The 20,451-nt window shown below is 39.5% G+C and carries 12 protein-coding genes and 1 pseudogene; 9 read left to right on the forward strand and 4 right to left on the reverse strand.

The genetic code is table 11. The features are described from left to right. Positions 1-101: 101 nt before the first annotated feature. Positions 102-3,905 (reverse strand): bifunctional proline dehydrogenase/L-glutamate gamma-semialdehyde dehydrogenase PutA, encoded by a 3,804-nt coding sequence (gene putA, locus FLM47_RS04075; protein ID WP_138605655.1) that lies wholly within the window; start codon positions 3,903-3,905, stop codon positions 102-104. 169 nt (positions 3,906-4,074) lie between these two features. On the opposite strand from putA, the gene FLM47_RS04080 reads away from it, so the two are divergent. Further along, a complete protein-coding gene (locus FLM47_RS04080; RefSeq protein WP_178955339.1) occupies positions 4,075-4,557 on the forward strand; it encodes a winged helix-turn-helix transcriptional regulator in 483 nt (160 codons plus the stop codon). A gap of 88 nt (positions 4,558-4,645) precedes the next feature. Here the strand turns inward: FLM47_RS04080 and FLM47_RS04085 are convergent, their stop codons facing one another. Then, positions 4,646-5,251, reverse strand: a complete 606-nt coding sequence (locus FLM47_RS04085) for a TIGR04211 family SH3 domain-containing protein (protein ID WP_138605653.1) — start codon at positions 5,249-5,251, stop codon at positions 4,646-4,648. A 212-nt stretch (positions 5,252-5,463) separates the two neighbouring features. On the opposite strand from FLM47_RS04085, the gene FLM47_RS04090 reads away from it, so the two are divergent. Both FLM47_RS04090 and FLM47_RS04095 read left to right on the forward strand, forming a co-directional pair. Next, positions 5,464-6,984, forward strand: a complete 1,521-nt coding sequence (locus FLM47_RS04090) for a CYTH and CHAD domain-containing protein (protein WP_178955341.1) — start codon at positions 5,464-5,466, stop codon at positions 6,982-6,984. After that, positions 6,984-7,676 (forward strand): START domain-containing protein, encoded by a 693-nt coding sequence (locus FLM47_RS04095; protein WP_178955343.1) that lies wholly within the window; start codon positions 6,984-6,986, stop codon positions 7,674-7,676. Before FLM47_RS04090 ends, FLM47_RS04095 begins: the two co-directional genes overlap by 1 nt. 48 nt (positions 7,677-7,724) lie before the next feature. Here FLM47_RS04095 and FLM47_RS04100 read toward each other — a convergent pair whose 3' ends face one another. Further along, positions 7,725-9,242 (reverse strand): S10 family peptidase, encoded by a 1,518-nt coding sequence (locus FLM47_RS04100; protein WP_178955345.1) that lies wholly within the window; start codon positions 9,240-9,242, stop codon positions 7,725-7,727. A gap of 305 nt (positions 9,243-9,547) precedes the next feature. Here FLM47_RS04100 and FLM47_RS04105 point away from each other — a divergent pair, with 305 nt between their 5' ends. The 6 genes and pseudogenes from FLM47_RS04105 to FLM47_RS18820 form a co-directional block, all read left to right on the forward strand. Continuing rightward, entirely contained in the window at positions 9,548-10,330 is a 783-nt protein-coding gene (locus FLM47_RS04105) for a response regulator (RefSeq protein WP_178955347.1), read from the forward strand. Positions 10,331-10,584: 254 nt separating this feature from the next. Next, a complete protein-coding gene (locus tag FLM47_RS04110; RefSeq protein WP_010391070.1) occupies positions 10,585-10,923 on the forward strand; it encodes a P-II family nitrogen regulator in 339 nt (112 codons plus the stop codon). A 9-nt stretch (positions 10,924-10,932) separates the two neighbouring features. Then, entirely contained in the window at positions 10,933-12,162 is a 1,230-nt protein-coding gene (locus FLM47_RS04115) for an ammonium transporter (protein WP_054202014.1), read from the forward strand. 140 nt (positions 12,163-12,302) lie between these two features. Then, entirely contained in the window at positions 12,303-14,636 is a 2,334-nt protein-coding gene (gene mrcB, locus FLM47_RS04120; RefSeq protein ID WP_178955349.1) for a penicillin-binding protein 1B, read from the forward strand. Positions 14,637-14,878: 242 nt separating this feature from the next. Next, positions 14,879-17,899: a TonB-dependent receptor gene (locus FLM47_RS04125; protein ID WP_178955351.1), complete on the forward strand. Its 3,021-nt coding sequence runs from the start codon at positions 14,879-14,881 to the stop codon at positions 17,897-17,899. A gap of 240 nt (positions 17,900-18,139) precedes the next feature. After that, a pseudogene (locus FLM47_RS18820) lies at positions 18,140-18,531 on the forward strand (IS3 family transposase); the annotation flags it as partial. Positions 18,532-18,591: 60 nt separating this feature from the next. Here FLM47_RS18820 and FLM47_RS04135 read toward each other — a convergent pair. Further along, positions 18,592-20,433: a methyl-accepting chemotaxis protein gene (locus FLM47_RS04135; RefSeq protein WP_178955355.1), complete on the reverse strand. Its 1,842-nt coding sequence runs from the start codon at positions 20,431-20,433 to the stop codon at positions 18,592-18,594. Between the last annotated feature and the right edge of the window lie 18 nt (positions 20,434-20,451).

The following is a 20,451-nucleotide window of genomic DNA, read 5'->3' on the forward strand; positions in this document are numbered from 1 at the left end:
CTAATTAACAGTTATTATTTTTTAAATTAACAAATAAATGCGTAGATAGGAATAAAAAAGGCATCAAATAGATGCCTTTATTTAGATTAATGCATTAATTGCTATTCATCATCTTCAACAAGGGTCATCAACGAGGTGTTACCGCCTGATGCCGTCGTGTCTATACTGATTGTTTTTTCAGTAATTAAGCGCTTAATTAGCGTGTCGTAATACTCAGAGCTGATCACTGGTAGTATTGCGCCTTTACGTTGTGCAAGCTGTTGGCTGAAGTAGCCTAAGCGAGAAGAACGTGCAGCAACTACCGCACCGGCTAGGTGAGGATGCGCCAATATCGCTTGTAATTGATTTGGTTTAGCTACTTGGAAAACACCTTCAGCAACGCCAGTCGCAATAAACTTATCTCTAAAAGCAACCGCTTCATCATAAAATATTTCAGATGCTACCGTTATTACCGTGTTACCAGCAGCAAGCGCGGTAATAATCGATAGTGCCCAAAAGTTAAATGAGGTGCTCTTATCTGCGTAACATACTACACAGCCGCGTGCTTCAAGGTGAAGAGTGTTTGACTCACCCGTTGGCCCCGGTAAGGTTGTATATTTGCGCATGTGCTTTTCTAAGCGGTTTAACTGAGCACGTGCATCGGCAAGCGTTAACGCTAAATCGTCTGCAAGATCATCAATAATTTCAACGGTTGCTACTTTCGCTAATAACTGACGCACCGCAGAAACACGATCATTCAGTGGTGTTGCACGCCAAATTTTTTCATCGCGCATAGAGTTAACCATTAGCTTTTCTACTTGCTCATTTGCGCCACTGTAGTGGTGTAAATCAAGCTCGTCTGGCGTTAGGTTAGTCATTTGTACGTTATCTGGTGATGCTTTTTCTTTAATTAAGCGTTGTAGGTAGTTTGGTCCACCGGCTTTAGGGCCAGTACCCGATAGTCCACGGCCACCAAATGGTTGCACGCCAACAATCGCACCAATCATATTACGGTTTACGTAAACATTACCTGCGCGCGACATTTTAGCTAGGTGTTCACAGCGCTCTTCAATACGAGAATGAATACCCATTGTTAAGCCGTAACCGGTGTTGTTAATTTGGTCGACAACACTATCAAGCTCACTCGCTTTAAAGCGGATCACATGTACACATGGGCCAAATACTTCACGCTTTAATACCGATAAGTCTTTGATTTCGTATAAACGTGGTGCAAAGAAAAATGCGCCATTTTCGCTGTTATCAGGAATTTTACACTCGTAGTGAAGTGTTGCATTACCTTTTAGGTATTCAACATGAGCATTAAGTGTTTTCAGCGCTTTTTCATCAATTACAGGGCCTACGTCTGTAGAGAGTAATGATGGGTCGCCAATATGTAACTCAGCAAGTGCGCCTTTGATCATATCGATAATGCCATCAGCAACATCTTCTTGAATAAAGAGCACGCGTAATGCCGAACAACGTTGACCGGCACTTTGGAAACCAGAACTGATAACATCATCAACAACTTGCTCAGGAAGCGCAGTTGAGTCAACAATCATACAGTTTTGACCGCCAGTTTCTGCAATTAAAGGTACTTGAATATCGTTACGTGCAGCTAATGTTTGCGAAATAAGCGTGCCCGTTTCAGTTGAACCTGTAAACATAACAGCTTGAATGCGCTCATCTGGCACAATGGTTTTACCTACTTCGCTACCGCGAGCAATCACAGGCTGTACAACGTGCTCAGGTAAACCAACAGAAAGCATTAATTCAATAGCGCGTAGGGCAATTAAGCTCGTCTGTTCTGCAGGTTTTGCAATTACAGTGTTACCCGTAACGATAGCAGCTGCAACTTGACCTAAGAAAATAGCGAGTGGGAAGTTCCATGGGCTAATACATAAAATCACACCACGAGCTTCAAAGCGCTCATCTTGAGCAAGCTCTTCAGCACGGGCAGCGTAGTAACGACAAAAATCAACCGCTTCGCGTACTTCATCAATACCATCTTGTGCCACTTTACCTGCTTCTTTGATACAGATAGCAACAAGTTCATCATGATGACGCTCTAAAATATCAGCAACGCGACGCAATAAATTAGCGCGCTCTTTTACTGGCGTTTGTGACCATGATTCAAAAGCGGTTTCAGCGTTGGCTAGCAACACTTTCATTTCATCGCTATTTTGTAATTTCACATGGCCAATAATTTCTTTATGGTTTGCTGGGTTTTTAACTGCCAGCGCGCCCTCTGGTACTTGGCTTTCTTCAATTAAGTGCTCTTCAAACCAAGTGTCTAAATTTTCTTTAAACGGGGTTATCACGTTAATATCAGTTAAATCCATACCCTTTGAGTTGGCACGTTCTTCACCGTATAAATCAATTGGCATTTTTATTTGCGTGTTGTACTTATTACGTAATCCTTGCAGTGTTTCAACAGGATCTGGTAATAATGCTTCAACCGGTTGGGTGGTATCTACAATGGCATTTACAAAAGATGAGTTAGCACCATTTTCTAGTAAACGACGAACAAGGTAAGCAAGTAGGTCTTCGTGCTGGCCTACTGGTGCGTATACACGACACTGGATTTTTTCTTCATTAACGATTTGGTCAAATAAAGATTCACCCATACCGTGCAGACGTTGGAATTCAAAACCTTGGTTATCACCTTTCGCTACTTCTAAAATAGTCGCTGCAGTATAGGCGTTGTGTGTTGCAAATTGCGGGTAAAGCACATCTCGTGCTTCAAGCATTTTAATCGCACATGCTTTGTATGACACATCTGTGGTTGCTTTACGGGTAAATACCGGGAAGAAGTCTAAACCATCTTGTTGCGTGGTTTTGATTTCGGTATCCCAGTATGCGCCTTTTACTAAACGCACCATCATTTTACGACCCACACGGGTTGCTAGGTCTGTTAGCCATTCAATAACAAAAATAGCGCGTTTTTGATACGCCTGAACCGCTAAACCAAAACCTTGCCAATCGCCAAGGTCGTCATCGCTAAATACCGCTTCAATAACATCGAGAGAAATATCCAAACGGTCTGCTTCTTCAGCATCAACAGTAAAACCGATGTCGTATTTTTTAGCGGCAAGAGCAAGTTCTTTTAGTTTTGGAACGATTTCTTCCATCACGCGTTCTTTATGAGTAAATTCATAACGCGGATGAATAGCCGATAACTTTACAGAAATGCCCGGGCTTTTAATCGGGCCACGACCATTCGCCGCTTTACCGATAGCATGAATTGCATTCATGTAGCTGTCGAAATAACGCTTAGCGTCTTTCATTGTGCGAGCGCCTTCACCTAGCATATCGTATGAATATACATAGCCTTTTTGCTCTTTTTCAGCCGCGCGCTCAATTGCTTCGTTAATGGTACGACCCATTACGAATTGCTTACCCATTATCTTCATCGCAAAGTTCACAGACTTACGAATAACTGGCTCGCCTAAACGACCAATTGTTTTTTTAAGTATGCCAAACTGCTGCTCTTTCGTTTTGTCGTTATAGTTAACCATTTTACCGGTTACTAGTAATCCCCAAGACGAGGCATTAACGAATAAAGAATCACTACTACCTAAGTGAGAGCTCCAATCGCCATTTGCTAATTTATCACGTATTAATGTTTCTTGAGTTGCTTTATCAGGAACGCGAAGCAATGCTTCGGCTAAACACATTAATACCACACCTTCTTCACTCGATAGTGAAAATTCATTTAATAGCGCATCAACACCGCTTTGACCATCTTGGTCTTTACGAATGTTTAAAACTATTTGGCGAGCTCTTTCCCATGCACGGCTTCGTGCTTTAACACCGACTTCTGCAAGTGGTAAAATGTGATCAATAACCGCATTTTCATCAATACGGTAAAAGTCACGGATCTTCTGTCTGATCGGACAAGTCGTTGTTAAATCGCCATTGAATAACATAAGCAACCCTCAGGAGTGTTAAGACTTAGGATAATTGTTAATTACCGCTAAATGTTGTTGGTGTAAAGCGTGCATTCTAATTAAAATCCAGCAGAATATGCTGGTTAATTTCGCCGTTTTACGATAATTTACAGGGCATATTATTAACTTATCCATATAAAATACTGATATGACTAATCCGAATAGATTACGCCTGCTTGATCGTATCGATATATCAATTTTAGACGTTTTGCAGCGCAATGGTAGAATTTCAAATGTTAACCTCGCAAAGCAGGTGAATTTAAGCCCCAGTCCCTGTTTAGATAGGGTTAAACGTTTAGAGCAAGAGGGCTATATTGAAGGGTATTTCGCTAAATTAAGTGAGGAAAAACTTAATCAAAGCTTATTGGCCCATGTGCAGGTATCATTAGTTACCTCAAATACAGCCGTATTTAAAGTATTTCGTGAACACATTCTTAAAATTAAGCAGGTTGTTGAGTGTGATATGGTAGCGGGTGGTTATGACTATTTATTAAAAATTCGCATTTCCAACATGGACGAATACAGAGAAGTATTAGGTGATTTGGTTGATATTCCGGGAGTGGGCACACACCACACTTACATGGTAATAGAAAAAATCAAACAAGACCCTGGGCTTCGTTTAGATATATAACGCAGGTATTTTTTTAAAGATAAAATATAGCAGGCATAAAAAAAGCATCATATGATGCTTTTTTTATGCCTGCTATATTAAGTTAAGCTTATGCCCAACCTTCATAGCGTTTTCTTCGTGATAACACGATAGTTAAGATAATCCCTAAGAACAAACCTAAAAATGCAATGGCTCCACCGTAAGTAAGTAGCTGGCGTTTTTCTTTAGCGCTGGTTGCTTGTTTTAGTTGTTGTTCTTGAGAAAGCTCACCTTGTAACTGACTAATTTGTGCTAATAGTTGCGCGTTTTGTTCGGTTAACTGTGTGTTTTGCTCTTGCAGCTCAGGTAACTCAACTTGCGCTTGGCGAAGTCTATTTTGCATAGTGCTTATTTCATTATTGAGGGCTTGGTATTGTTGTTTTAAACCCGCTGATTCACTAATGAATTTAGCTTCTACCCAGCCTTCACGATCTTTATCATCTTTAACTTTTATAAAGCCATTTTGTTCATCAGATAATAAAGTGAGTTGTGTACCTGCATCTATTGAACCAAGTAAGCGATAGTCTTTACTGGCACCTGAGCGCATGAAAGTATACAAATTATCGATTATATAAGCTGTTTTAGCATTAGTCGGCGACGTTGATTGAGCTTCCTCTGCTTGGCTCATAAACGGGGCGGCTGTTAAAAGCAGCCATAGTAAACAGTGTTTTAGCATTTATCTACCTTGTTAATCTAGCAGTGTCCGTTGTGAACGTGATTTTTATTTCGCATAAGTATATAGATAGTATGGATTTAATAGTTTAATAGCAAGACAGATATTGTAACCAGAGCATTTTGCTTGCGTGTTTATGACTAAAAAATTTGCAATATAGGGCTGCTTTGTTTATTTTGAGCACTTATTAATTTTAAGGGTAATCCGCAAGCCTAATGGATACTGAGATAGAACTGAAATTTTTGGTATCAGATGACGTCATTCCACTGATCCCCTCACTAATTACTCAATTTGCAAAAACAGTCACAAACAAACCTTCTAAAAGTTTGCAAAATGCTTATTATGATACACCAAGCAGAGAGTTAAGAGCACTCGATATTGGCTTTAGAACGCGTTGTACAGACGAGCGCTGTGAGCAAACAATTAAGCTAGCTGGAGAAGTGGTCGGGGGCTTACATCAGCGCCCAGAATACAATCTTCCAATAGAAACAAACCGACCAAATCTAATGGCGTTTGATTCATCAATTTGGCCTCACGGTATGCAAATTGATGCCATATCACAAAATCTATACCCTATTTTTAGTACTAATTTTATTCGCCGTACGTGGTTAATAGAAACCCCAAATGGTGCCAAAATTGAAGTGGTATTAGATAAAGGTGAAATTGCTGCGTCAGGTAAGGTAGAAATCATCAGCGAGCTTGAAATCGAGCTGGTTGAAGGTAGTCGTGAGGAGCTATTTGCTTTTGCAGATATATTAGTGAGCCAAAACAGCATTCGTTTAGGGCTCTATTCAAAAGCAGCAAGAGGCTATCGCCTTGCGGATGAAACACCGCTACAACCAAGTAAATCAATCGGCTTTGTTAAACTTAATAAGCAAGTCACTCAAGAGCAAGCTCTTATTGAAGCTATGGGGTTTGGAATTCGCTTTGTGCAAAAACACGAGCAATGCTACTTCGATAAGCCGAGCTTAAAAACATTAAAGCGGGTAACCGATGGCATTAGTTTAATTAGACACAACTTTTGGTTGTTTGACGATATTGTTAGTAAAGAAAGTACCGATCACCTCAGAACAGAGCTAAAGTGGTTATTAAGTGAATTAGCATGGGTTGAAAATGCGATTCAGTTAAAAACTTATACCTCTAAGCGCCATGCTTTTTATAAAAAAATAAATAGTGCTCCTGCGTTAACGCAAGTTATAAACGATTTAAAAGAGTTACAGCCGAGCATTGACGATATTTTTTCGCTTTTTCATAGTGCCCGCTACAACCGTTTATTGCTGAGCTTAACAACGTGGCTGATAAATAAGCAGTGGCGTAAAGATTGGAGCCAAGCAGAGCTTCAAAATGCAGAGCAACCTATTGTAGATATTGCTCATCGCTTATTTGATAAAGATTGGAAAAACTTACATCGCTTATTGCCTAAAGAGCAAAGCTTAGCAGGCAATGATTACTTAAACTTCCGCACTCAATTAGAAAATAGTTTACTCAGTGGTAACTGTTTAGGGGCACTGTTTAATAAAGATGAGCGATTAGAATTTAGGCTCCCTTGGCTGGATATTTCTCATGGGATGTATGAGTTAAGCACGCTTGATTATTTAAAACAGCTGTGTGGCGGGCAAGAAGATGCTCAACTGGCAAAAATACAACTATGGTTAGAACAAAAATCTGACTTTTTAGTTAGTGCCATGGAGCAAAGTCGACATGCTTCATTTGATACAGAACCCTATTGGCTTTAATGACTAAGCACTTTTGTGGCCGGACCTTGCTGCAAAAGTGCATGATTCTTTCACTTTTGTGTTTTGCTACCAATGTGTGTTCACAGCCATCTTGGCAACTTTACGAAAGTAAACAAGGGGTAAGTGTTTATTTTCAGCGTTTAACTGACGATACCTTGAAAATGAAAGCTGAAACGGTGGTTAGCAATGTCACCGCAGAGGATTTAGTTGCTTTACTTAGTGATACCGATACAGCCCCTAGCTGGATAGAAAACATTACTAAGGTCACGTTACTCAAAATTTTAAGCCCTTCAGAAAACTTAGTTTACAGTTATATTGATAGCCCGTGGCCTGTTAGCAATAGAGATGTGATTACTTATTCGTGCTATACAAGGGTGAGTTCGTTGCAAACGCAGCTTAGTATTCACGCGCGCCCAGATTTTTTACCTAAAACTAAAGGGGTAATAAGAATAAGCACCTTAGATGCAATGTGGCTGTTAACTCAGCAGGCGAAAAATTTGCACATTAGTTATCAGGTATATGCGTTACCAGGCGGTAAGATACCCACGTGGTTAAATAATCGGATCGCCCTAAAAAGTACCCTTAAGACGCTAATAAATCTTGCTGAAATACTCACTACTAAGCAGTACATAGCAAAGCCAACCGTTATTCGCACCGGTAATTGCACACATACCGAACCGCCGCAGTTATAAGTAAAAAAGTGACCTAAGTGATCACTTTTTTAAGTGGATATAAGCTAATCAGTATTTAGCGGATTCACCGTCTTTGGGTAAAGACTGCATTATAAACTCGCGTAAATCGTTATTAGAACTTTCTAAATCTGCATGACGTAGATACATCATGTGGCCACTGCGGTAGCCTTTAAAGCTTAATCTATCTTGCATTTTACCACTTGGATCTAATTGCCACATGGTGTACTTGGCATCAAAGTAATTGGTTGCACCGTCAAAATAGCCCGCCTGAACCATTACACTTAAATAAGGGTTTTGAGCCATGGCTAAGCGTAAATTTTCACCGGTATTATTTCCGCTTCTGTCCCATGGGTGAACGTTACCAAATAAGTTATATTTGATATCGGTTTTGTAATTAAGCTCTTCACGAAGATAGTAGTTAATTGCAGGGGTAAAAGAGTGCAGCCATGATGTAAGCTCTGCCCAGTAATCTGGAGACTCACCGGCATCGCGTTTATCTATGCCTAAATAGCGCGAATCCAGTCGACCAACCATTTGTCCGCGTTCACGCAACAACTCTTTCCAAAAAAACTGTGTTGGAATATCTAAATTGTTTTGACTAACAAATGTTTCAGATAAACCCGCATATTCAGCCATTTTTTTAATAATACGACGTTTTTCGTCAGGCGCAATAAAGCCGCCTTTTGCAAGCGCAGGGATGAGCTCATTAACAGTAAACTGTTCAACTTCTGGTAATAGCTCGTCTAAATCTTTTGCTTGTAAATCGGCGTTTAATGCTTTGTGGTACCATGCAGTAGCTGCAAAGTAAGGTAGGCGGTTAGCTGATTTTACTGGTCCGTCGCGTTTAATACCGATATCGGTAGGAGAAACGAGTACAACACCGTTAATGTACATCCACTGACTATTTTGCAGCTCATGTGCTAAACCCGATACACGAGTAGTACCATAGCTTTCACCAATTAAAAACTTTGGAGAGCGCCAACGTTCATTTCGAGATACAAAAGTATTAAGCCATTCTGCGAGGTACTTTATATCGGCATTAACGCCAAAAAATAGCTCTTTTTGTTTATCTTTGGGTAAAAGGTTACCGTCTTTATCTTCTACAACACGTGAATAACCTGTATTTACAGGATTTACATAAACGATATCCGCTACATCTAAAACCGAATAAGGGTTATCTTTTACACCATAAGGTTGAATTGGGTAGCCTTCGTCGTCAATTTTTAAAACACGAGGGCCGGTGTAAGCTAAATGCATCCAAACCGATGCTGAGCCTGGGCCACCATTAAATGAAATAAGTAATGGACGCTTTGTTCTGTCATCTACTTTATCGCGGGTGTAGTAAGTGTATTGAAGGGTTGCTATGGCATCTCCCTTGTTATCCCATACCGGTTGTGTGCCTGTTGCTACCGTATAAGAAAATCGTTCGTTATTTATTTTTGCTTTGTGCTGAGTAACTACTTTACTGTCGATATCAATACGGCGTTGATTATCGGCAAACGTTGCACTTGTAAATGTAAGTGCAATTGCGGCAATGGGTAAAAATAGACTTCGACTAAATTTCATAACTAACCCTTTTTATTTTATGTACTGCAGTTATAGCGATATTTGAGTAAAAAACAAAAGTATTGAGACTAGCTGCCGATAATAATCGTTGAGTTTATGTAATTAAGATTAATCTCAACATAGCAAACAGGCGAAATATACTTGATGTGTATGCCATACTGTAAGTTTAAGGCGATTAAAAAATTTAATTATTAATTAAGTTTTTTAAGTTATTGGTCGCTTTAATTGTTTTTAAATGGATGCTTGAGAGTGATTTATTTTTAGGTTTATTACCATAAAGGGTGAACGTAAATGAAAGGGAGTTTATGCAACGGGTTTTAATTGTTGAAGATAATATAAGGGTAAAACAGGTACTCAAACATATTGCTGCTCATTACCTTGATGTGCGGGTTGATTTCGCTCAGTCACTTACTCAATGTAAAAAGTTACTAAATCAAACTAGTTATTCGCTCGCGTTAGTTGATTTATCTGTTGGTGGTCAAATCGATACTGATATAACTCGCTTTACACTGTCGCAAGGTATCCCTACGTTGGTGATGACAACGCAAACAGATGAACATACACGTTTAAAAATGCTGGAATTAGGTATTATCGATTACGTCATTAAAGATAATCGCGACTCTTATCTTTACGCCATAAAATTTGTAGCACAGTTATTGCGTAACCAGGGGCGCAAAGCGCTGGTTGTAGATAATTCCTTATTGAGCAGTAGCTTGGTTAAGCAAATGCTCGAAAAACAATTGTTTGACGTCATTACTGTTGATAATAGTGCGCAAGCTCTTCATATACTTGAGCATGATCAGGCAATCAACTTAGTGATCACTGACCATAACTTATCAGGTATGAATGGTTTTGAATTAATTAGAGCAATTCGAAATATTAAAAGCCGTGAGCAATTGGCCATTATTGGTTTAGCTGATGTATATAGTTATGGCGTTGCTGCACGATTTATTAAATCAGGTGCGAATGACTTTTTAACTAAACCCTTCACCCATGAAGAGTTTCACTTTCGAGTGGTGCAAACTATGGAGTCAATATGGCTAAGTGATGCTCAAAAAACGGCTTTGTCTTTCGATGCGACAGAGTAACTTTAATCTTAAATACATTATCAATGTGTATTTGGGAGTGTAACGGTTAGTTAAAGACGATTATTTGCGTATTTATCGACTCGCACCAATTCTGTATTTTGCTTAAAAAAAGCGCACCTAAATGGTGCGCTTTTTTGTTTTTTATATTATTTAATTTAATAACCCTCTGTTTTTATTTGTAATTTAAAGGTGGCACAAAGGTTGGATTGTATAGAGCAAATACAATAACAAGCTAGTGTCCTAAGGGGGCCTTTGTGAAAATGATCAGTGCAATAATAAAGCCATTCAAACTAGATGATGTGCGTGAAGCACTCGCTGATTTAGGCATCGAAGGAATGACCGTGGTTGACGTTAAGGGGTTTGGACGTCAAAGAGGTCATACAGAGTTATACCGTGGTGCAGAGTACCAAGTTGACTTTATACCTAAAATTAAACTTGAAATTGCCACTCGAAGTGAAAATTGCCAACGCGTTGTAGAAACCATTACCAAAGTTGCTGGAACGGGCAAAATTGGTGACGGCAAAATTTTTGTTTACGACCTAGATCAAATCGTCCGTATTCGTACAGGCGAACTTGATGATGACGCAATTTAAGGGGGCAACATGGAAAATACAATTATAGAGCTGAAGTTTTCGCTCGATACGTTTTACTTTTTAATTTCTGGCATCTTAGTTATGTGGATGGCAGCTGGTTTTGCAATGTTAGAAGCTGGTTTAGTGCGCTCAAAAAATACTACAGAAATCCTAACTAAAAATATCGCACTTTATTCTATCGCTTGTACTATGTTTTTGTTGGTCGGTTACAACATTATGTATGTAGACAACGTTGAAGGCGGAATAATTCCTTCATTTGGTGGCCTAATAGGTAGTCAGGCGGCAGACGCCGATCATTCACTAGAGTCTGATTTTTTCTTCCAAGTAGTATTTGTTGCAACGGCTATGTCTATTGTATCTGGCGCCGTAGCGGAGCGTATGAAGTTATGGGCTTTCTTAGTGTTTACAGTAGTACTTACAGGATTAATTTACCCAATTGAAGGTTACTGGACATGGGGTGGCGGCTTCCTATCTGAATTAGGCTTTGTTGATTTTGCAGGTTCTGCCATTGTCCATGCAACCGGTGCAGCTGCAGCGCTTGCGGGTGTAATTCTACTGGGTGCACGTAAAGGTAAATATGGTAAAAATGGTGAAATTTACCCAATTCCAGGTTCAAACTTGCCACTTGCTACATTGGGTACATTTATTTTATGGATGGGTTGGTTTGGCTTTAACGGTGGATCACAGTTATTAATTTCAGATAAAGAAAATGCAACTGCAGTAGGTCAAATACTACTTAACACCAATGCTGCTGCAGCTATGGGTGCAATTTCAGCCTTGTTCTTATGTAAATTATTATGGGGTAAGGCAGATTTAACCATGGTACTTAATGGCGCACTTGCAGGCTTAGTGGTTATTACTGCAGATCCATTATCACCATCACCATTAATGGCGTGTTTATATGGCCTACTAGGTGGGTCTTTGGTTGTACTAAGCATTGTGGCACTTGATAAAGTGAAAATTGACGACCCTGTAGGTGCCATCTCTGTGCATGGTGTATGTGGCATATTAGGTGTGGTATTAGTGCCGGTTACTAATGCCGAGGCTAACCTTGTGGCACAGTTAATTGGTTTACTATGTATCATTGGCTTTGTGTTTATCGCATCATTCATTGTTTGGGCAGTCTTAAAACAAACTATGGGTATTCGTGTTACCGAAGAGGAAGAGCTAAACGGTATGGATCAACATGATTGTGGTATTGATGCTTACCCAGAATTTGTTTCAGTAAGAAGTAATTAAAAGTAAAAGTATTGTGTGTTCAATCAAAGCCCTACTCAGTTAGGGCTTTTTTGATTTCAGGAAGGGTTAATTTTTCAGGTGTTAGAGTAATGTGATAAGCTCCTCGCGTTAAATCAACCTTTGGAATGTATTACACTTAAATGGCTGAAAAAAAGAAAACACCGACCAGTAAACCCTCGACTAAGCGCGCTACTAAGTCATCTAAAACATCAGCGCGAAAAAGTGCTGCAAAAAAAACCGCAAGCTCGGCTAAACGGCCATTTTTAAAAACGTTGTTTTCTATTTTTTGGAAACTGAGTCTGGCGACTTTCATCGCTGTAGCACTTTACTTTATTTATCTTGATGCAAAAATCACCCGCCAATTTGAAGGCAATAAATGGCAACTTCCAGCCCAAGTGTATGCGCGTTCAATGACGTTTTTTCCTGGGCAGTTTTTATCTGAGCAAGAAGTTTTATGGGAGCTTAAACGTTTAAATTACACGGCAGTTAATCGCTTAAGCCGCACAGGGCAATATATTAAAACAGCTAATAGTATTAAGATTTTTCGTCGTGATTTTGAATTTTATGATGGTTTAGAAAATGCTCACGTAATTGAACTACGTTTCTCTGGAGAAAAGGTTGCCAGTATTAAAGATAAATTCGGTCGTCGCTTAAACACTGCCAGATTAGAGCCTGTACAAATAGCCCGTATAGGTAATGACTCAAAACAAGACCGCGAATTTGTGCCATTAGATAAATTTCCTGACATGCTTAAAAATGCTTTGTTAGTGGTCGAAGACCGCGATTTTTATGATCACCATGGGGTATCGGTATTTTCTATTTTACGGGCTTTATATACCAATATTCGCGCAGGAAGAACCGTGCAAGGGGGCAGCACACTGACGCAACAGCTAGCTAAAAATATTTATCTTACCCGTGAACGTTCATTAGTACGTAAAATCAATGAAGCTTTTATTGCGCTTATTCTTGATTATCGTTATTCAAAAGATCAGATTCTTGAAGCCTATTTAAACGAAGTCTACCTAGGTCAGTCTTATAACCAAGGAGTACATGGGATGGGGCTGGCTGCTGAGTTTTACTTTGCAAAACCCGTTGATGAACTTGAGTACGACCAAATTGCTCTGCTGGTGGCCATGGTTAAAGGCCCTTCTTATTATAACCCTAGACGTTATAAAGAACGTGCTATGGAGCGTCGTGACTTAGTGCTGCGTTTAATGGTCGATAACAAACTTATTTCCACTAAAGAGTATCGAGCCTCATTAAAGCGCGCAATTGATATTGCGCCAATAAAAGCCAGCTTACAAAAGTCTTACCCAGGTTACTTAGAGTTGGTTAATCGCGAGTTGAAACAGCTGCTACCTGATCAAGAAGTATTAGATGCAGGAGTGCGCGTATTTACCTACTTTGACTTGCAAAAACAAACCGCAATGGAAGAATCGATTAAGGCCAGTTTACCTTATTTGGAAAGGCGTCCAAATACCAAAGAATTAGAAGCGGCAATGATCTCCGTTAATGTTGAAAAAGCTGGTGTATCAGCGTTAGTGTCTGGACGTGATGTGCGCTATTCAGGGTTTAACCGGGTGCTTGATACCAAGCGCAATATTGGCTCATTAGTTAAACCGGCAGTGTATTTAAGTGCACTGCAGCTTCCTCATTATAATTTAGCGACATTGCTTGATGATTCACCCGTGCAAGTCACCAACGAAGAGGGAAAAGTATGGCAGCCAGAAAACTTTGATCATCAATACCGAGGCGCCGTGCCTCTTTATAAAGCATTCAGCCACAGCATTAATATTCCGGCAGTTAACTTAGGGCTTGATGTTGGGGTTGATAAAGTTGCTAATACACTCAGAGGACTAGGTGCTAAAGGCCATATTAATGAATACCCGTCGCTGCTATTAGGGGCTATTGAAATGTCGAGTTTTGAAGTGGCCCAGCTTTATACCACTATTGCTGCTGATGGCGAATACAGAGAGCTGACGTCTATCTCGGCATTAACTGACTCTGTTGGTAAAGTACTTTATAAGCATAAAGTGAGTAACGAACAACGCTTTGATAAAGATGCCATGTACATGACCAAATACGCTATGAAGCGAGTAACTAAAGATGGCACCGCTAAGCGCTTAAATTTACATTTTCCGTCGATTCAGTTAGCAGGTAAAACAGGTACCAGTAACGAATTACGCGATAGCTGGTTTGCCGGGTTTGATCAAAATACAGTGACTGTTGCTTGGCTAGGTCGTGACGATAATAAAAGCACTGGTTTGACTGGTAGTGTCGGCGCGCTTGAAACCTATATTCGTTATTTAAAACCGCTAAACCCCCAAGCCATTGCCGATACTCGTCCACCTTCAATTCGGTGGGCATTTGTAAACGAGCAAACGGGGAAGCAAGCACCACCAGGGTGTGGCAAAGTGATTCAATTACCACTTAGGGCCAGTGAGTTTAAACCAAGACCCCAGTGTATTCGCTAGGTAATAAAAATAAAAAAGCCCGAAAGGGCTTTTTTTTATGGATTTCTTTAATAAAGGACTAGTGAAATGTTTTTATTTATTTTTATAGTATAAATATTGTTCACCTGTTGTTAGTTTAAAGGAATGGGTATTTGTTTGTTTTTTGTTAACTTTGTTGTTTTTTTGTTTGCATTTTTGTTTCATAAGCATATTATAAATATGCCTTTAAGGCATATAATTATAATTTCAAACAGGGATAAATAATGAAATCAATATTTAGGAAAAGTATAACGGCAATTGCCGTATCAGCATCCTTAGGCCTAGCATTACCTGCTGTGGCATCTGATGTAATAGGAACTGTAAATAATATTAATGATAATAGTTCTTACACTGTAAAAGTTAAAAACCCTGCAACTGGTTTAGAGCGAACTCTAAGTATTTCTAGTGAAGGTACCTTTCGCTTTGCCTCTCTGCCTACAGGTAGTTACGAGATACAAATATTAAAAGGCGATGCTGTAGTTGCTGAAGACCGCGTTAGAGTCTCTTTAGGTGCCAATTCAAAAGCTAACTTTGACCTAAACAGTTTCGATTCTTCTGGCCCAGAGGTAATTCAAGTTGTTGGTGCTCGTATTTCATCAATAGATCTTTCAACAGCTGATTCGGGCCTAGTTATTACAGATGCTGAAATTGACAGAATGCCAATTAATCGTGATTTAACATCAGTTGCATTATTAGCACCTGGGGCTGTAAAAGGTGATAGCGCATTTGGAAATACAGCGTCATTTGGTGGTTCTTCTGTTGCTGAAAATGCATGTTATATTAACGGGTTAGAAGTTACTAATACTCGCCAAGGCTTAGGGTGTGGCGAAGTCCCGTTTGAATTCTATGACCAATTTCAAGTTAAAACCGGTGGTTATTCAGCCAAGTTTGGCCGAGCTACTGGTGGTACTATTAATACAACTACAAAAGGCGGTACTAACGAGTGGGAATTTTCTGCTGTAGTTCAGTACCAACCTGATTCTTTGCAAGAAGAGGGCAGCATTTCTCGTGGCAATAATGGAGCAGGTCAAATTTTCAGAGATGAAAGCTATGACTCTGATAACAAGACTGACGTTACACTTGCTGTTGGTGGCCCACTTATTGAAGACACACTTTTTTTCTATGGTTTAATAAACCCGCGTGATACTGAGTCGTCTTATACTTGGGGTGGAGATGAATTTTCACCGAACGATCAGTACCGAGAAGAATCTGCATCTGGCGGAGATAATTTATTCTGGGGTGGTAAACTCGATTGGGATATTAATGAAAACCATCGCTTAAGCTATTTTGCTTATTCAAATCGTCGTGATATTGAGCGTTCTGTTTATGATTACAACAACGGTGTTATAGGCGACCGCAAAGATGGTGCATTACTTAAGCGTGGTGGCGAAGCGCAAAGCTTGAGTTACACAGGTGTACTAACTGAAGATTTAGTTGTCACAGCAATGGCTGGTACAATTGAGACTGAGTATGAAACGCAATCAGAAAACTTAATTTGCCCAAGTATTACAGATTCTCGTGGTACTTCTAATCCAATCACTGGTTGTGGTGCTGGTGGTAGCTTTGGTGCAAATAATGATGAAAATACTCAGTACCGCCTTGATATTGAGTATGTTTGGCAAGACCATCAGATTAGCTTTGGTATCGATTATCAAGAGCGTGAATCTGAGCGTGTGAGTCGTCCTATCGGTGGCCACAGTTATGATTACCGTACACTAGCGGCTAACGGCAGTTTTCAAGCTGATAATGGCGCATTAACAAACAATACTGGTAATGTATTGCAATACGTTGAAGATCGAGTATTTGATGGTGGCGGTAGCTTTAAGTCAGAGCTTACGGCTTATTACATAGAAGATAATTGGCAAGTAACAGATGATTTTGCGGTAACTGTTGGCTTACGTATAGATGAGTTTGATAGTTGGGGCACAACAGATAAGCTACTTACAAGCTTCAAAACGGATGTTGCTCCTCGTTTAGGTTTCACGTGGGATCCAACGAGCACTGGCGACACTAAAGTATATGGTACTTATGGACGTTATTACTTACCTGTAGCAAATAACACTATTTTCCGTGCAGCTTCTGGGGTAAGTGATATTACTACTGCTTACACGTATACGGGTGTTGATGCAACGACAGGAGCACCTACAGGTTTGGCTCCTTTGGCAGATACTCTTGGCTCAGGCGGTTTAGCAAACTCACAACAAGTAAGTGGTGTTCCGGTTATCCCAGAAAAAGATATTTTCCAAGCGCAAGAAGCCGAACCATTTTCAAAAGATGAATATATTTTAGGTGTACAGCAAGCACTAAATGATGAGTATACTGTTGGTATTAAAGGTGTTTATCGTGAAGTTGCTACTGCATTAGATGATTACTGTGGTCGTTATGCTTACCCATATTGTGTGATGATTAATCCTGGTTCATCTTCTAGCTGGTATAGTGATGGTTACTATTGGAATGGTACTGATTGGGGTGATTCAAGCTTTGATAACGACGGTGTTCCAGATGAAGGTTCACTAACGACTTACTCTGCCGACACTATTGGTTTACCTAAGGCTAATAATGAATATACCGCCGTAGAGTTTAACTTAAATTATCAGGCTGATACGATTCGTTACCAGTTTGGTTATACATGGGCACGAAGTGTTGGTAACTTTGAAGGTGCTGTTAAATCCGATATTGGCCAAGCTGATGCGGGTATTACACAAGACTTCGACTTCCCAGCTGTAATGGATGGCTCTCAGGGTTATCAACCTAATGATCGTCGTCATACATTTAAATTTTTTGGTAGTTGGGAGCCAGTTGAAAACTTGACTGTAGGTTGGAATGCAACATTACAAAGTGGTCGTCCTAAAAGTTTATTCGGCCAAGGTTACCCGTCAAAAGATCCAAATCTAAATGGTGGTTGGGGTGATACTTTCTACATTTACACAAATGAGTGTCCTGATACCAATGGTAATGGTGAATGTGAGCAAGAAGAAAAAATCTATGAGAAGCATGACCGTGGTACAAATGGTCGTACACCATGGACATTTAACTTAGATTTATCTGCTGCATATGACTTTACTGTTTCAGATATTGATATGAGAGCATCAATCAATGTGTTCAACATATTAAATAGTCAGTCAGAGGCTTCTTTGAATGAGCATTACGAGCAAAATGAAGGCGAAGTTAATGCTTACCATGACGCTGCTTACTCTTGGCAGACTCCACGTTATGTTCGTATAGGGTTTGAAGCTCGATTCTAAACTTTATATAGCATCACAATAATATAAATAATAAAAAAGCCCGAAAGGGCTTTTTTTATGCGAAAGCTTTTTTGTCCTGAAATGCGTTTACACATTTAGGATCTATTTATGAAGACCATTGAAATTAAGGGCGCTAAGCGTACCCAACGAGATTGTACATTAGGCTTTAAACTATCCGTTGTTAAGTAAGTAGAAAAAGGTGACTTCACACAAAAGCAAGCGCAAAGCATATATTAACGGTCATTAGTAACTGATAGTTATAGTCGGAGAATAATGGATTATGAGCTGAGTGATGAAATGAAAGCGCTATATATGACGATTAAGCATAGCGTTTTTAAATGTGACGCGATTCATCATTCAGATAGAGGTTTACAGTGTTGCTCTGAAGTATATCAAGATGAGTTATTTAAAAAGAGAATTAAGCCATCGATGACGGATATAACTGTTATCAAAACACCTGAGTAGAGCGTAGAAACGGGATATTAAAGTAATATTCCTACTGTATAAATGTTATACATGGTAGAGTTAAGCTGCTTGTTGAGGAGTTGATATTCATATAAAATGAAATGCGTTCGTACTTAAGTTTGGGTATGAAAATACCAAATCAAGTGTATAAAAAAACTTGGTACTGACACACCAAGCCCCTCATTAAAACCGTCAAATTATTTCAGGACGGGGCAATTATTAATTTTTTAAGATTTAAAAAATTGCATTGATTTAGTCAGATCATCCGATAGTTGCTGTAATCGCTGAGCATCCTGTAAGGAAGACTGTGCCGAACTAAGCGTATGATTAGCTAGGTTACTCACCTCCTCTGAGTCGCCTAGAGCTTGTGCCGTAGCTTGTGATTGCTCTTTTACTCGCAGGGCTATTTCTTCTCCTTGTTGTTTAATCATATTCATACTGTATTCTGCATCTTGTAACACTTGATTTGTTTGTGTTGCGGCATCAACAGATTGCTCCATTTTTTCTACACTAGAATGCATTTTTTGCTGTGTATCTTCAGATGCTTGTTGCAACGAGCTAATAATTTGATGTATTTCTTGGGTTTGCGTTTGTGTGCGTTTAGCGAGTGTCCTTACTTCATCTGCAACAACTGCAAAGCCACGGCCATGCTCTCCTGCGCGAGCGGCTTCAATAGCGGCATTAAGTGCTAGCAAGTTGGTTTGCTCGGCTATTTCACTTATCCCTTTGCTTACTTTGCTTATTTCTTGGCTATCTTGGGCAAGCTTATTAAGCGATTGCTGGCTGTGTGTAAATTCAACTTTTAAGTCCTGCATGTATTTAGCCAGCTCCATCGTGTTATCTGCGCCTTGTTTAACATGTTTTGTTGCTTTTTGAGCTGTGAGCATTGCCTTATTAGCTGAGTCCTCAACGCTGTGTGCGCTATGGCTCATATTACTTAGGGCTGAGTTAATAGCATTAACGCGGTTTTGCTGCTTTTCTACATCCTGACTCGTTTGGCTACTTACATGAGATAAGGAGTAGGTTGCATCAGATAGTGAATGTGTGCTGCTTTTAACCTTCTCTAATAGCTGTGTAAAAGCACGTAATAAAGCATTGTACCTTTGGGCAATGATGTCCATTTCATCGTGAGTACTTGAATTGATCTTCGAGTTTAAATCGCCATTGGCTGCTTGCTCTGCACAAAGAGCAAATTGGGTAATAGTATCAACTACAACAAAGTAAAAGCCGACCATAAGATATAAAGCAAATAGCAAACTGATCACAGAGGCCGCTAATACTAAGTTGCGTATCCACAATTGTGAGGCGTATTTTTTTTCAATAAGACTCTCAAGAGTTGGGATACTTTTTTCAATTAGCGTATTAATACTCGTGTTTACATTGTTAGTGAGCTTCGCAAATTCTGCTTTTGTTAAGGCTATGTTGTCAGGTTCGAGTAATTTTTTTTCTATGGCGTTTTTAAATGTATTGATTGCGCTGTGTAATTGTTTTAGTGGCGCAGATAAGGCTTCGCTCACGGTGCTATCAGCATCGGTTGCCACTTTAAGTGTTTTATATAATTGATTTTCATAAAGGGGTAACGATTTATTTAAGTTAGATAGCGCAATAAAGGTTTCAGGAGTAAATCGATTATTATCGATCACAGTGTTTGCACTTCGTGTTAGTAAGTTAATTTGGACAATTAGCGAGGGTAAAGGCAGTACTAATGAGCGGTTAAGGTAGGAGCTTGCAAGCTGGTTATCTAACGCTAAGTTAGATTCAATAGAAATAAACTCGAGTATATCCTGAGTTTTAGTACTATTGATTTGATAGCCTAACGCACGCGCAACTTGTGGATTTTTATCTGTGTTGCCATCTATTTGGTTACTTAAGATGCGATGGTAACCTTTTAAGCCCTGTTGCTGCATTTGCGAAACACTAATACTGTTACCTAGCAAAGACACTAAAAAAAATAAGCTCAGCGCTAATGGTAATAATAAAATTCCAAACACAACACTAATTTTTGTTTTATATTTTAAATTTGCCATGAGTGTGATGGCGGGGGCTGCTAAGTGTCTTAATCCTGACATAGTTTTCTCTTATAATTG

Origin of the sequence: Pseudoalteromonas sp. Scap06 (genome assembly GCF_013394165.1) — a bacterium.
Classification (GTDB): domain Bacteria; phylum Pseudomonadota; class Gammaproteobacteria; order Enterobacterales; family Alteromonadaceae; genus Pseudoalteromonas.